13 protein-coding genes and 1 pseudogene are annotated in these 14,342 nt (G+C 61.7%); 11 read left to right on the forward strand and 3 right to left on the reverse strand.

The window, feature by feature from the left end; translation table 11 throughout:
- The first annotated feature begins 677 nt into the window (after window positions 1–677).
- From recA to mscL, 10 genes and pseudogenes are all read left to right on the forward strand, one after another.
- Entirely contained in the window at window positions 678–1,763 is a 1,086-nt protein-coding gene (recA, locus tag HV670_RS04965) for a recombinase RecA (RefSeq protein ID WP_175103524.1), read from the forward strand.
- Between the two features lie 178 nt (window positions 1,764–1,941).
- Window positions 1,942–2,538: a recombination regulator RecX gene (gene recX / locus HV670_RS30875; RefSeq protein WP_425511382.1), complete on the forward strand. Its 597-nt coding sequence runs from the start codon at window positions 1,942–1,944 to the stop codon at window positions 2,536–2,538.
- A gap of 445 nt (window positions 2,539–2,983) precedes the next feature.
- Window positions 2,984–4,150 (forward strand): ADP-forming succinate--CoA ligase subunit beta, encoded by a 1,167-nt coding sequence (sucC, locus tag HV670_RS04975; protein WP_175103526.1) that lies wholly within the window; start codon window positions 2,984–2,986, stop codon window positions 4,148–4,150.
- A gap of 34 nt (window positions 4,151–4,184) precedes the next feature.
- Window positions 4,185–5,066 (forward strand): succinate--CoA ligase subunit alpha, encoded by an 882-nt coding sequence (gene sucD, locus HV670_RS04980; protein ID WP_175103527.1) that lies wholly within the window; start codon window positions 4,185–4,187, stop codon window positions 5,064–5,066.
- A 246-nt stretch (window positions 5,067–5,312) separates the two neighbouring features.
- On the forward strand, window positions 5,313–6,020 hold the full coding sequence (locus HV670_RS04985) for a TerC family protein (protein WP_175103528.1): 708 nt from the start codon (window positions 5,313–5,315) through the stop codon (window positions 6,018–6,020).
- 217 nt (window positions 6,021–6,237) lie between these two features.
- On the forward strand, window positions 6,238–6,867 hold the full coding sequence (locus HV670_RS04990) for a pilin (protein WP_175103672.1): 630 nt from the start codon (window positions 6,238–6,240) through the stop codon (window positions 6,865–6,867).
- Window positions 6,868–6,940: 73 nt separating this feature from the next.
- Window positions 6,941–8,743 carry a PglL family O-oligosaccharyltransferase gene (locus tag HV670_RS04995; RefSeq protein WP_175103529.1) on the forward strand — a complete coding sequence of 601 codons (1,803 nt, stop codon included), beginning with the start codon at window positions 6,941–6,943 and terminating at the stop codon, window positions 8,741–8,743.
- Window positions 8,744–8,967: 224 nt separating this feature from the next.
- A complete protein-coding gene (locus HV670_RS05000; protein ID WP_175103530.1) occupies window positions 8,968–9,417 on the forward strand; it encodes a DUF2501 domain-containing protein in 450 nt (149 codons plus the stop codon).
- A 114-nt stretch (window positions 9,418–9,531) separates the two neighbouring features.
- Window positions 9,532–9,687 (forward strand): annotated as a pseudogene (locus tag HV670_RS31830) (DUF3761 domain-containing protein); the annotation flags it as partial.
- 62 nt (window positions 9,688–9,749) lie between these two features.
- Window positions 9,750–10,190: a large conductance mechanosensitive channel protein MscL gene (gene mscL / locus HV670_RS05010; RefSeq protein ID WP_175103532.1), complete on the forward strand. Its 441-nt coding sequence runs from the start codon at window positions 9,750–9,752 to the stop codon at window positions 10,188–10,190.
- A 104-nt stretch (window positions 10,191–10,294) separates the two neighbouring features.
- Here mscL and moaC read toward each other — a convergent pair whose 3' ends face one another.
- Complete coding sequence (gene moaC, locus HV670_RS05015) at window positions 10,295–10,774, reverse strand: cyclic pyranopterin monophosphate synthase MoaC (RefSeq protein ID WP_175103533.1); 480 nt, start codon at window positions 10,772–10,774, stop codon at window positions 10,295–10,297.
- A 117-nt stretch (window positions 10,775–10,891) separates the two neighbouring features.
- On the opposite strand from moaC, the gene HV670_RS05020 reads away from it, so the two are divergent.
- Window positions 10,892–12,679 carry a M48 family metalloprotease gene (locus tag HV670_RS05020; protein WP_425511383.1) on the forward strand — a complete coding sequence of 596 codons (1,788 nt, stop codon included), beginning with the start codon at window positions 10,892–10,894 and terminating at the stop codon, window positions 12,677–12,679.
- Here HV670_RS05020 and HV670_RS05025 read toward each other — a convergent pair.
- Together HV670_RS05025 and HV670_RS05030 are read right to left on the reverse strand one after the other, a co-directional pair.
- Window positions 12,676–13,314, reverse strand: coding sequence for a DUF2946 family protein (locus tag HV670_RS05025; RefSeq protein WP_175103534.1), 639 nt, complete (start codon window positions 13,312–13,314; stop codon window positions 12,676–12,678). The genes HV670_RS05020 and HV670_RS05025 overlap by 4 nt on opposite strands.
- A 15-nt stretch (window positions 13,315–13,329) precedes the next feature.
- Window positions 13,330–14,316: a YheT family hydrolase gene (locus HV670_RS05030; protein ID WP_175103535.1), complete on the reverse strand. Its 987-nt coding sequence runs from the start codon at window positions 14,314–14,316 to the stop codon at window positions 13,330–13,332.
- Window positions 14,317–14,342 lie beyond the last annotated feature (26 nt).

Below are 14,342 nucleotides of genomic sequence, written 5' to 3' on the forward strand. Positions count from 1 at the left end.
GTGTCTCCAGGTCGTTTTATTAATAGTCGGCCCGAGGGGTTGCTGGGCACAGTGGAATTATTGGCATGTAAACTCACCATGCGCTGATATTTTGAAAGGAACCCGGACTTGCTGTTGTTCGCCTCCTCCAGGGGTGTTGCCGCCATCATCGGAACTTCTCGTTCCAAGTTCAGGCAAATTTGTCTAAAAGACTCCATCGTGAATGAGTCAGTCCTGCGCTTGGACTGAAAGCATAAGGGTAAGTCCCGGCGCCTGTGGCGCTGGTGCAACCGGGTGGCGGGGTCTTCCTGAGTGAGACGCAGGTAGTGGGAGCCCGGTGAGGGAAGGATGGGGGATGAGAACGGACTCGGTAGACATGGGCTGCGAGGTCGGATCTGACGAAAACGGCTGAGACCTGCGAGCCACTGGCGGTACGGTCGGAATCGCGCGCTGGAGCCCTTGCCGGCGGCCCGAGGACATAGTCCGATTGGAGGAGTGATCGATTCACATCTTCCGCGAGTATCCTGTCGATTGCGGAAGGTAAGAACGGACGCGGCGAAAAAAGTTCGGTGATCGAGGGTCTCGATCACTTAATGGCGCTTGTCAAAACTACTGTTCTTTTATACAGTATCGTCGAAATGCTCGCACGAGCGTGCCGTTCCCCGAAAAGCGCCATTCAACATAGCAAAGGACCATTCATGGAAGACAGCAAGAAAGGCGCGGCCGGGCTCGCTGCCGAAAAGGGCAAGGCGCTCGCCGCGGCGCTCGCGCAGATCGAGAAGCAGTTTGGCAAGGGCTCGATCATGCGGCTCGGCGCCGGCGAGGCGATCGAGGACATCCAGGTCGTCTCGACGGGCTCGCTCGGCCTCGATATCGCGCTCGGCGTCGGCGGCTTGCCGCGTGGCCGGGTGGTCGAGATCTACGGTCCGGAATCGTCGGGCAAGACGACGCTGACGCTTCAGGTCATCGCCGAGATGCAGAAGGTCAACGGCACCTGCGCGTTCATCGACGCGGAGCATGCGCTTGACGTCGGCTATGCGAGCAAGCTCGGGGTGAACGTACAAGACCTGCTGATCTCGCAGCCGGATACCGGCGAGCAGGCGCTCGAAATCGCCGATGCGCTCGTGCGCTCGGGTTCGATCGACCTGATCGTGATCGACTCGGTCGCGGCGCTCGTGCCGAAGGCCGAAATCGAAGGCGAAATGGGCGACTCCCTGCCAGGCCTGCAGGCGCGCCTGATGTCGCAGGCGCTGCGCAAGCTGACCGGCACGATCAAGAAGACCAATTGCATGGTCATCTTCATCAACCAGATCCGGATGAAGATCGGCGTGATGTTCGGCAACCCCGAAACGACGACGGGCGGCAATGCGTTGAAGTTCTACGCATCGGTGCGCCTCGATATCCGCCGGATCGGCTCGATCAAGAAAGCCGACGAAGTGATCGGCAACGAGACGCGCGTGAAGATCGTCAAGAACAAGGTCGCGCCGCCGTTCCGTGAAGCCATCTTCGACATCCTGTACGGCGAAGGCATTTCGCGCGAAGGCGAGATCATCGACCTCGGCGTGACCGCGAAGATCGTCGAGAAGGCGGGCGCCTGGTACAGCTACAACGGCGAGCGCGTCGGCCAGGGCAAGGACAACGCACGGGAATTCCTGCGGGAGAATCCGGATATCGCGCGCGAGATCGAAAACAAGGTGCGCGCCTCGCTCGGCGTGATCGCCATGCCCGGTCATGTCGCCGAAGGTGGCGACGTTGAAGACGACGACATCGAAGAAAAGGCCTGATCGAGGCGAAGGGTGACAGGCGATGTGGCCTTCACGGCAAAAGGCCGGGCGACCGGCCGACACATCCGAGCCGGACGAACCGTCGTCCGGCTTTTCCCGTTCGTCCGAAACGAAAGCATCACAGGCTGAATCCTCCCGCTGGCGCAGGAAGGATGTTCCATCGGCTGAGCCTTTTCCCGTGTCCGGCGCTGCCGGGGAAGGCGTATTGCCGCCCGGCTCTTCCGCGCTGTCCTCTTTTTCTACCGGCGAATCATTCGATCCGCCAGAATCCGCTTCCGCGGACACCCTCCAGCGCAAGTCCGCTCGCACGCCCGTCAAGCGTTCGCTCAAGGGTCGGGCGCTCGGCTATCTGTCTCGTCGCGAACATAGCCGTGCCGAACTGGCACGCAAGCTCACGCCGTTCGTCGAAGAAGGCGATTCGCTCGATGCCGTGCTCGATGCGCTCGAGCGCGAAGGCTGGCTATCGGATGCGCGTTTTGCAGAAAGCGTGGTGCACCGCAGGGCCGGTCGCTTCGGTGCAAGCCGGATCGTCGGCGAACTCAAGCGCAATGCGGTCGACAGTGAGTTGATCGATCAACTCGCCGGCGACCTTCGCGATTCGGAGCGCTCACGTGCACGCGACGTCTGGTCGAAGAAGTTTTCGTCGCTGCCTGCGACGCCCGCCGAGCGCATGCGCCAGGCGCGCTTTCTCATGATGCGCGGATTCTCGAGCGCGGCGATTTCGGCCGTTCTCAAAGGCAGTGACCGGAACGACGAAGATTTCGACGTAGAGTGACCTCCACTCGCCATTTCCTCACCTCGCGTTTCGTTTGCGCAAACGCCTTCAGCGGCATATCAAAAGGTCGACCGACCAGCGGGAAATTGCCGATTGCATCGCCCGCCCTGCCCTGAGTCGGTACTGGCTGCTGTGTTAAACTCCGCCGGTTTCGAGATTTTGCAGCGCTTCATTCGTATGCCATTTCCAATGACCTTTCACTGCATGCCGCTGCGTCGTGCGACGCCTGGTGCAGTGTCTGTTCGTGAATTGGCGTTGCGCGATGCATCGCAGCCTGCAGGTCAGACCGGCTTCTCGCCACTTCAATTGCCCCACCTTCCGGCGTTCTGTCGGTCAGATCTCGTCCTGGTCTTTCGCTGCGCAGCGTTGCGCGCGCGGCGTTCAAGGCGTCCCAGCTCCAGCAACAGCAGTTCAATCCAGCTTCTCAGAACGAAAGGAATCACGCATGAAGATTCACGAGTACCAGGGTAAGGAAATCCTGCGGAAATTCGGAGTCGCGGTGCCGCGCGGCAAGCCCGTGTTCAACGTCGACGACGCGGTCAAGGCCGCTGAAGAGTTGGGCGGTCCGGTCTGGGTCGTCAAGGCTCAGATTCACGCAGGCGGCCGGGGCAAGGGCGGTGGTGTGAAGGTTGCGAAGTCGCTCGAGCAAGTGCGCGAATACTCGCAGCAGATCCTCGGCATGCAGCTCAAGACTCATCAGACGGGTCCTGAAGGCCAGAAGGTCAACCGCCTGTTGATCGAGGAAGGCGCTGACATCAAGAAGGAATTGTATGTCGGCCTCGTGATCGACCGCGTCTCGCAAAAGGTCGTTCTGATGGCTTCGAGCGAAGGCGGGATGGACGTCGAGGAAGTCGCGGCGAAGACGCCGGAGCTGATCCACAAGATCGCCGTCGATCCAGGCGCAGGCCTCAAGGATTCGGAAGCCGACGAACTCGCGACGAAGATCGGCGTGCCTGCCGCATCGCTGCCGCAAGCGCGCGCGATCCTGCACGGCCTCTACAAGGCATTCTGGGATACCGATGCCTCGCTCGCTGAAATCAACCCGCTGATCGTGACCGGCGACGGCAAGGTCATTGCCCTCGACGCGAAGTTCAACTTCGACTCGAACGCGCTGTTCCGCCACCCGGAAATCGTCGAGTACCGCGACCTCGCCGAAGAAGATCCCGCTGAAATCGAAGCATCGAAGTTCGATCTCGCCTATATCTCGCTCGACGGCAACATTGGCTGCCTCGTGAACGGCGCCGGTCTCGCGATGGCCACGATGGACACCATCAAGCTGTTCGGCGGCGAGCCCGCGAACTTCCTCGACGTCGGCGGCGGCGCGACGACGGAGAAAGTGACCGAAGCGTTCAAGATCATGCTGAAGAACCCGGGCCTGAAGGCGATCCTGGTCAATATCTTCGGCGGCATCATGCGCTGCGACGTGATCGCCGAGGGCGTCATCGAGGCATCGAAGGCTGTTTCGCTGAAAGTACCGCTGGTGGTCCGCATGAAGGGCACCAACGAAGACCTCGGCAAGAAAATGCTGGCTGAATCGGGTCTGCCGATCATCTCGGCCGACAGCATGGAAGAGGCGGCACAGAAGGTCGTGGCCGCAGCCCAGGGCAAGTAAGGCGTCCATTCAGCCAAACGAACAGAGGTCATACATGTCGATTCTGATTAATAAAGATACGAAGGTCATTACCCAGGGCATCACCGGCAAGACGGGGCAATTCCATACGCGCACGTGCCGCGAATATGCGAATGGCCGCGAAGCCTTTGTGGCGGGTGTGAACCCGAAGAAGGCCGGTGAAGATTTCGAAGGCATTCCGATCTATGCATCGGTGAAGGAAGCGAAGGCCGAAACCGGCGCGACCGTGTCGGTGATCTACGTGCCGCCCGCGGGCGCGGCAGCGGCGATCTGGGAAGCCGTCGAGGCGGACCTGGATCTCGCGATCTGCATTACCGAAGGCATTCCGGTGCGGGACATGATCGCGCTCAAGGATCGCATGCGGAAGGAAAACCGCAAGACGCTGCTGCTCGGACCGAACTGCCCGGGCACGATCACGCCGGACGAACTGAAGATCGGCATCATGCCGGGTCACATCCACCGCAAGGGCCGTATCGGCGTGGTGTCGCGCTCGGGCACGCTGACGTATGAAGCGGTCGGCCAACTGACGGCGCTCGGCCTCGGCCAGTCGTCGGCGGTCGGTATCGGCGGCGATCCGATCAACGGTCTCAAGCACATCGACGTCATGAAGATGTTCAACGACGATCCGGATACGGACGCCGTGATCATGATCGGCGAAATCGGCGGTCCGGACGAAGCGAATGCCTCGTACTGGATCAAGGACAATATGAAGAAGCCGGTCGTCGGCTTTATCGCGGGCGTCACGGCGCCTCCGGGCAAGCGCATGGGCCATGCAGGCGCGCTGATCTCCGGCGGTGCGGATACGGCGGAAGCCAAGCTCGAGATCATGGATGCGTGCGGGATCAAGGTCACGAAGAACCCGTCGGAAATGGGCCGTCTGCTGAAGTCGGTGATCTAGGCGGACAGGCTTCACGCAACAGCATGTTCAAGCCGGGAAGATTCGGCTGACGCCAGCGACGGCGTCGACGCAGGGCGGTAAAGGCTGGCACTGCCGCCCTGCGGGAACAAGGCGTGCTGCCTCATGCCGCAGGCAAACGGACAAGCGGGGTATCCTCAAAAAGGATATCCCGCTTTTTTTCGCCCGTCCCGGTCATGTATCCTGCGCTGGACGGATATCCCGTCGCGCGTTGAAAAGGACTTGCCGATGCCTGAGTTTCTCGTCGACATGCAGTGGAGCGCGGTTGTACAGATCATCCTGATCGATCTCCTGCTCGGGGGCGACAACGCTGTCGTGATCGCACTTGCTTGCCGCAACCTCGATCCGCGCCAGCGCGTGCAAGGCGTGCTATGGGGTACTTTCGGCGCGATCGTGCTGCGCGTGGTCCTGATCTCGTTCGCGGTCGTCCTGCTCGATATTCCGTATCTGAAGATGATCGGCGGCGTCTTGCTGCTTTATATCGGCGTCAAGCTGCTCCAGCCCGACGGGAGCGCGCATGACAACATCACGGCCTCCGATCGCCTGCTGTCCGCCATCAAGACGATCATCATCGCGGACTTCGTGATGAGCCTCGACAACGTGATCGCGATCGCTGGTGCGGCTGAGAATGCAGCACCGCATCACCGGATCGTGCTTGTGATCTTCGGGCTCGTCGTCAGCATTCCGCTTGTCGTGTGGGGCAGCCAGTTGCTGCTGAAGCTTATCGATCGGGTACCGTTGATCGTGCTCGGTGGGTCGGGTCTGCTTGGATGGATCGGCGGCGGCCTGATTGCCGACGACCCGATTGTCGACAGCGTCGACTGGCTCCAGTCGGATGTCGTTGCCTATATTGCGTGTGCGCTCGGCGCGGCCTTCGTGGTGTGCGTGGGCATGGCGCTCAAGCACTTGCGGCGGCGCAAAGCGGCGCGTGCCTGAATGCCTGGATGCACTCAGGCTCAGGCATGAACGTACGCACGCACACGCACACGCAGTTGCATGGAGCACGGATGCGCTTGCGCGAGGATTGGCCATCCGGCCGACTACGCGCTCCGGCCGGCGCCCTCTACGATTGACCTGTCGCTACTTGACCGCGGTATGTACCGTGAGTCGATGCGCATTCCAGGGGAGATCGAAGATGGCGTCAGTGTTCTACATGCCCTCGACGCGGCAGGCGCGAAGTTCCGGCGGGACATCAGCGGACCGGTGGCCGGGCGCGGCGAGGTCCGGTTTCACGATGGTCGAACTGATGATCGTGCTCGCGATCGTCGGCGTGATTGCCGCTTATGCTGTGCCCGCCTATCAGGACTATGTGGCGCGAAGCCGCGTTGGCGAGGGCCTGATGCTGGCGGCATCCGCGCGGCTCACCGTGGCGGACAACGCATCGAATGGCGCGCCGTTCGACCGCGGCTATTCGGCACCGGCGGCGACACGCAACGTCGAGTCGATGCACATCGATCCAAGCTCGGGCGAGATTGAGATCAGATATACGCAACGAGTGGCGTCGGCCGATGCGAACCTGCTGAAACTGGTACCGTCGAGCAGTGGCGACCCTCAGGGTGACGCAGGTGGAACGGGTGGAAGCGGTGGGGCAGTGAGTGGCGCTGCGGCGCAAGGGGCTGGCGCGCGAACCGCGCTTCGCTCCGGGGTGCTGCCGGTCGGCTCGGTGAACTGGGAGTGCTTCGCGGGCGGCAAGGCGCAGTCTTCGTTCGACCAGCCTGGTCCGTCGCCTGGCACGCCTGCGACGCTTCCCACGCGGCTCGCTCCAGCGGAATGTCGAGCCTAGCTTCATAAAAAGCAGTGGCTGCAAGGAAAGTTTTGTATAGTGCGCGGTTTGCATCCACTTGCTCAAGTCTCCGATGCCTGTCCAGTTCCTGCGATACCTGACGTTAATCCTGCTGATGCTGGCGCTGACGATTCCCTACGGTGTCGTCTCTCATACGTATCCGATTCCGACCTTCTACGCGGAATACGTTGCACTCGTGCTGTACCTGGCCACGGCGCTCGGTGTCGTGTTGTATGCGAAGGCAAGCCAGGGCGCGCGGTTGCTGGCCGCACCGAGGTCCGGCGTGATCATGTTGCTGTTCGGCGCATGGCTCGCGCTGCAGATCGTCGTGGTGCCCACCACGCTGCCACGAATGAATCTGCTTGGACTGGGCTTTGTCATGGCCGCGCTGCTCACCCAGCATGCGGGGTTCTGGACCGCGAGAATGCTGCTGGCGCCGGCAGTCGTGCGCGCGGCGGCGATTGCGCTGGTGCTCGGCGGCTTGTTCGCCGTGTTCTGCCAGGTCATCCAGACTTTTGGATGGGAGACTTCCGCGCGTCCCTTTGTCGTCGCCTACCACGTGACGACCGAGCGGCGGCCGTTCGGCAATATGGCACAGGCCAACCATCTGGCGACATACCTGTCGTTCGCGATGGCCGCGGCCGTCTATCTGCTGTCGACTCGCCGGCTGCCCTGGATTGGCTGGTTCGTGCTCAGCGCGCTGTTCGCAATTGGCGAGGCATTGACGGTTTCCCGCACGCCTTGGCTGCAGACTGGCATCGTGGTTCTTGGCGCCGCATGGCTGGGTTTTGCGCAGCGTTCGGAGACGAGCTTTGGCCGGGCCTCGCGCTGGCGCGCGCTGGTGACGCCGGTCGTGTTGCTCGCGATCTTCGTTTTTGCGAACGTGGGCGTGCGCTGGGCCAATCATGCTTGGCACCTGAACCTGGCCGAGTCGGCGGCCGACCGCTTTCGCGAGGCGGGCCAGATCTCGCCGCGTCTCGCGCTCTGGCGCTATGGCTGGACGATGTTCAAGGAGCATCCGCTGTTCGGCGTGGGCTGGGGTGAGTTCCCGATTCACCAGTATTGGTTGACCGAAGCGCTCGGCAAGATCGAGCTTGCGAACAATTCACACGACATCGTGATCGACCTGCTCGCGAAGACCGGCATCGTAGGCGGAGTGATCGTGTTCGGCGGCCTCGCGATGTGGCTGATTCGTGTGCTGCGTGCCCGACACAACCCGGCTACGGTCTTCGGGTTGACGCTGCTTGGTGTTCTGGCAGTGCACGCGCTGGTCGAATACCCGCAGCAATATCTGTTCTTCCTGTTGCCCGCTGCGTTCTTCATCGGATTGCTGGAGCCGGCCGGCGCGCGTTTTATCCCGCCGGCAACGTCGCGCATTGCCTACACGCTGTTGCTCGTGATTGGTCTCGGCGCGCTGGTGCCGGTGCTGCTCGACTACCGGCATGCCGAAGTTTTGTACTACGGCGATGCGCCTGAACGCCAGTACCGCGCCGATCCGGCGATCGCGTTCAAGCCGTGGGGCGACTATGGACTGGCCACGCTGCTGTCGCTCGATTCGAGCGATCTGTCGGAGAAGATCGACATGCATGAGCGCGCGATGGACCTGTTGCCCGGCGACGTCGTGCTGCGGCGGCAGGCGATCCTGCTCGTGCTCGCCGGGCGGGAGGCCGATGCGCTCGATACGGTGAAACGGATGAAGGTCTATGCCGAAGGCGTCGATAGTTGGCCCACCACGCTGGCGGCCATGTATCAGCTATGCGATCAGCAAGGCGCACCGCTCGCGCATTTCAAGAGCGAGCTGGTCAAGCGCTATGGAGTGTCGGCCGCCGCCGCGCCATCGGATGACGAAGACGAGAGCGACGGCGGGGACGATTGACTTTGGGGCGGCGGTCGCCGAAGAGACTGCGACCGTCAAATAAGTCGCGGTGATTCCAGAAGCAGCAGGGCGGTCGCCGTTGGGAAAGGCGCTGCCACTGACCACTCCTGCCGTGTAAACCCGCATCACGCGGGTTTTTTTATACCCACTCGCTTCGCGCAACCGTGGTGTCTCTGAAAGACACTATAGTGAAAGCTATTTCGGTTCCGTAAAAGGGGGATGTCATGAGCGCGCGCATGCATCGCACCGTAACTAAGGGGTTGTTGATCGCTGGCTTGCTGTCCCTTTCCACGGCCCACGCGCAATTGGGCGACCTTCTTAATCAAGGTGGAAACAGCGGGTCGTCCGGTGGACCTTCCAGCTTGGGTGGATTGGGTAACGGACTCTCGTTGCAATCACTGACATCCAGCAGTACAGGGAACGTCGCGGGAGTTCTGGAATTTTGTATCAAGAACAACTATCTGGGCGGGGGCGCATCGTCGGTCAAGGATTCCCTGATGAGCAAGCTGCCGGGCGGTTCGTCTTCGTCTGACAGCGGCTATACCGACGGTTCAAAGGGCATCCTGAAAAGCGGCGATGGCAAACAACTGGACCTAAGCGGCGGCGGCCTGAAGCAGCAGATGACAAAGCAGGTGTGCGACAAGATCCTTTCTCAAGGCAAATCGATGTTGTGAGCGTGAGATGCGCAGTTGCACGTCGGTCGCAAAAGGCCCTTTCGAAGTTCCTGATCCAGCGACTGTGGCGCATATTGCCGGGAAAGATTGCTTCAACCGTGGCTTCCGCAGCGGGGTGGGGTTGGAAAGGTCTGGGTGAACAACAACACCAAGGTCTACCATTACCCGAACGACAAGTATTACGGCAAGACGAAGAACGGTGCATACATGTCCGAAGCCGACGCCAAGGCGAAGGGATTTCACCCCGATCATGGGAAAGCATGTCTGTAGCATCGGCGAAATAGCAATGCGGTTAGTAACGTCCAAATGTCCTTAACCGGAGAAAACTGCACATGAGCATTGTTCAGGAATTCAAGGACTTCGCCCTGAAGGGCAACGTGATGGATTTGGCTGTCGGTGTGATTATCGGCGGCGCGTTTTCGATCATCGTAAACTCCCTAGTCAAGGACCTTATCATGCCGCTCGTCGGTGTCGTGACAGGCGGTCTTGACTTCTCGAATCTATTCGTCAAGCTCGGTCAGATACCGCCGTCCTTCAAAGGTAATCCCGATTCGTACAAGGACCTACAGACGGCAGGCGTCGCTGTATTGGGCTACGGCGCGTTCATCACGGTGCTGATTAACTTCATCATTCTCGCGTTCATCATTTTCCTAATGGTCAAGTTCATCAACAACCTGCGCAAGCATCAGGAACCGCCGCCCGCCGCGACGCCTGAAGACGTTCTGCTGTTGCGTGAAATTCGCGATACGCTAAAGAACCCGTCTCGGATTTGAATCGCATAGATCGCCGGGAAAAGAGGGGGGAGGTCGGCCATGATGCTGACTGCCTTCTTGGACAACGGGACAGTTCGCGCTGTCCCGTCATTGAAAACAGTGTCTTAACTCTGCGCGACCCAATGTCCGGATTTGCCGCCGATCTTCTCGGTGAGCCCGATCTCGGTCATGACCATCCCCCGATCCACCGCCTTGCACATGTCATAAATCGTCAACAGCCCGATCTGCACAGCGGTCAGCGCCTCCATCTCGACACCGGTCCGACCGATCGTTTCGACCTGTGCCGAGCAGTGCACGCCAGGCAAGGCATCGTCGAATTCGAAATCCACCGTCACGCGTGTGAGCGCGAGCGGGTGGCAAAGCGGAATCAAATCGGCCGTGCGCTTGGCGCCCTGGATCGCGGCGATGCGCGCTATCGCGATCACATCACCTTTCTTGACACGGCCTTCACGGATCACGCCGAGCGTCTCCGGCAACATCCGGATGCTCCCGCGCGCGATGGCGACGCGCCGCGTGACATCCTTGTCGCCTACATCGACCATCTGGGCACGACCGGCAGCATCAAAGTGGGTCAGTTCGGGCATCCTTTCATTCCTGTTTCTTGGCTTTCGGCAGGCGCTTATCATAGCAGCACGTCAGCACGGTCCCGCACGTGACGAGACCTTCTCCGAACCTCTATTCTGTGCGCTGTGAAATCTTCGTTGATCGCTTTCCTGGTCGTTTCGCTGGCCATGCCTCAGCCCTACCTGTTCGCACAGGCGCTGAATACGGGCGTGGACACAGCGGCATCGGGCGCTACTGCCACCGCCGCACTGGCTCAGGGTAGGGCGAACTGGCCTGCATCCGGCGATCGCGCAGTGACGACCGGCACGGTCGCCTATCGTCAGCAGAAGGCGGCGGCGGCCTTGCCCGCCTCGGCGTTGACGATCGTGCCGCCGCTGCCCCGCGAATTCCGGCGCAGTGCCAAGGACCCGCAGGACACGATCGACGCCCAGGGCTCGACCGTCAGCGCGCTTGAATCAGCGACAGGCTTCGGCAATCCCTTTGTGGTCCAGCAGTTGCCGAGCCTCGGCGATGGCTCTGGAGGCGAACTCACACCGCAGGCCGAACGCAAGCTCGGTGAGCGCGTGATGCGCGAGATCCGCTCGGATCCGGACTATATCGACGATTGGTTGCTCGTCGACTATCTCGATTCCGTTTCGTACAAACTCGCTGTTGCGGCGCAGGATGCCTATCTGGGTGTCTATGTTCCCCAGTTCGAGGTGTTCGGCGTGCGCGACCCGCAGATCAACGCCTTCTCGCTGCCCGGCGGCTTTATCGGCATGAACACGGGACTGATCCAGGTCACGCAGACCGAGTCGGAGCTTGCCTCGGTGCTTGGCCACGAAATGGGCCACGTCCTGCAGCGGCATATCGCGCGGATGATCGGCCAACAGCGGCGCACGGGCTATGCGGCATTGGCCGGCCTGCTGTTCGGCGCGCTCGCGGGCTTGGTCGCGCACAGCGCGGACCTCGGTGAAGCGCTGGTGCTGGGATCGCAGGCGCTTGCGGTCGACAACCAGTTGCGCTTCTCACGTTCGGCCGAGCACGAGGCCGATCGCGTCGGCTTCCGGATGCTCGAAGGCGCCGGCTACGATCCTTATGCGATGGCGGAGTTTTTCCGCCGTCTTGAAAAGGGCTCTTCCGATAGCGAGGTGGTACCCGCCTATGCGCGCACGCACCCGTTGACGACCGAGCGTATCGCGGACATGGAAGACCGCGCACGTCGGGCTCCCTACAGGCAACCGACACAGAACCCCGAATACGCATTTGTGCGTGCGCGTGCGCAGGTTCTCCAGGCCAACTGGCCAAGCGATCTGCGCGAAGTCGTGCGGCGCATGCGCGGGGAGATCCACGACCAGACCTCGCTGTATCCCGCGGGTAGCTGGTATGGCGTGGCGTTCGCGGAGTTGAGGCTCAACGACTTCGAGGCGGCGAATGCCGCATTCGAGAATGCCCGGCAATTGTTCCGCGAGCAGATGAAGAATCCCCAGGCCGATACCCCGAGCCTCGCGGTCATGGCGGCTCGACTGGCCTCACTCGAAGGTCGCGACGCGGACGCGCTGCGCCTTGCCGATGCGGCACGGCGCGTCTGGCCGAAATCGAATGCGGTGATCGACGTTCAGCTCGACGCGCTGTTGCGCGCGCATCGGTACGAACAGGCGCAGGGGGTGGCGCGGCTGCAGACAGTCAAGGAGCCTGAGCAGTCCGCGTGGTGGTCCTATCTTGCCCAGTCGAGCAGCGCACTTGGGGATAGCGTCGCCGCGCATCGCGCGATGGCCGAACGGCTCGCGCTGCGCGGTGCGTGGCCCGCCGCGACCGAACATCTCAAGGAAGCGCGCGCGCAAAAGGGCATCAACTTCTACGAAGCGTCGGCGATCGAAGCGCGCCTTCATCAAATGGAGGCGCAGTACAAGGAGGACAAGCAGGAGAAGGATGTGCTGAACTAGGGCGGCAGTCCTGCAACTCGTTGCGCGGGGCTTGCAACGAAGCCGAAGCGTTGGCCGAGTTCTTCGGCGCGAATCGACTGCACGGGAAATGACGTGCCGTCTTGCCACATGAAATGCTGCTGTCCATCGTCGCGCGGCATGTTCGGCAAGTTCGCCGCTCTCACTGGCATCGTCTCGCGATCTTCCAATCGATCGGCAAACAGATCGAGATCGTGATCGTGGAGCACGCCGACACGTTCGCGTCGATCGCCCGCCGCATGACCGCTGAACACGATCGCACCCTGATCGTCGAGCCAGCAACCGTCCGGGTCCCAGTCAGCGCCGGTCTGATCTGTCAAAGCGAGCTTGCCGTCGCTACCTTCGAGCAATCTCACGACCCATGGGGCGTACTCGAGTTCGACATAGACCCTTTGCGGGCCGTTTTGAAAATACCACTGCCCGTTCGCATCGACATCGTAGTTCCGCACGATGAAGGCACTCAGCGCCGCATGGCGGATCGGCGTGCCGAGTCCGCGATCGCGCTGCACGACTTCGTCGCGCATTCGCCAGTTGCCGCGTCGGTCGAGCAGCAACCAGCCGTAGCAGGCTGGCACATTCGGCCATTTGGCCAAGGCCTGTCGGACGATGTCATCCATGGATAGCCTTTGAGCCTAGCGTGCGAACGCGTCGAAAAAATTGAGCAGCCGGGTGCCGAGCCAATCGAGCCGTCCGGGAAACGCTCCCGTCATGAAGCCGACATGGCCGCCCGTCGCGGGCTGCTCGAGCTCGACCGAGGAGCTCACCTGTGCGCGGGTCGGCAGCGCATGCGCGGGCAGGAAAGGATCGTTGCGCGCATTGAGTACAAGCGTCGGCACGGCGATTTCGCCGAGCACATGAATCGCCGACGCACGATGCCAGTAGTCGTCCGCGTCGCGATAGCCGTGCAGCGGCGCCGTGACGATATCGTCGAAATCGTGGAGATCGCGCGCCCCTAGCATGGCCTCGCGGTCAAACAAGCCCGGAAACTGCTCGAGTTTGCGCAAGCCCTTGAACTTCATGGTCTTGAGAAACGAACGGGTATAGACCATATTGAAGCCGCCCGACAGCGCCTGGCCGCCCGCCGCGAGATTGACGGGCGCGGAGACGGCCGCAGCCGCATCGACGATTGCCGCCGAGTCTTCGCGGCGCTCGCCAAGCCAGCGCAGCAAAGCATTGCCGCCGAGCGATATGCCAGCCACGAACAACTTGCCGCGATGCCGTGCTCGTAGCCGCCGCAGGATCCAGTCGATCTCGGTGCTGTCACCCGAATGGTAGAAGCGCGGCGCCAGGTTCATGCTGCCGCTGCAACTGCGAAAATGCGGGACCGCGCCCTGCCAGCCGCGCGCCCCGACGAGGGCCATCGTACTGAGTGCGTAGTGGCTCGCCGAACTGCCTTCGAGCCCGTGGAACAGCACCAGCAGCGGGGCGTCGCGCCCGGCCTCGGGCGCGCATCCGAGCCCGAAGCCCATCAGATCGAGATCGACAAAGTCGCCGTCCGGCGCATCCCAGCGTTCGCGCTCGAAATGCACCGGCCGCAGCTTGCCGAACTTGGCCGGCACGATGGTCTGAAGATGGCCGCTCGGCAACCAGCGCGGAGCGATATAGAGCGGCGGTGTCATCGTCTGCCTGCGTTCAGGCTGCATCC

Source organism: Pararobbsia alpina (genome assembly GCF_902859895.1).
Lineage (GTDB): Bacteria > Pseudomonadota > Gammaproteobacteria > Burkholderiales > Burkholderiaceae > Pararobbsia > Pararobbsia alpina.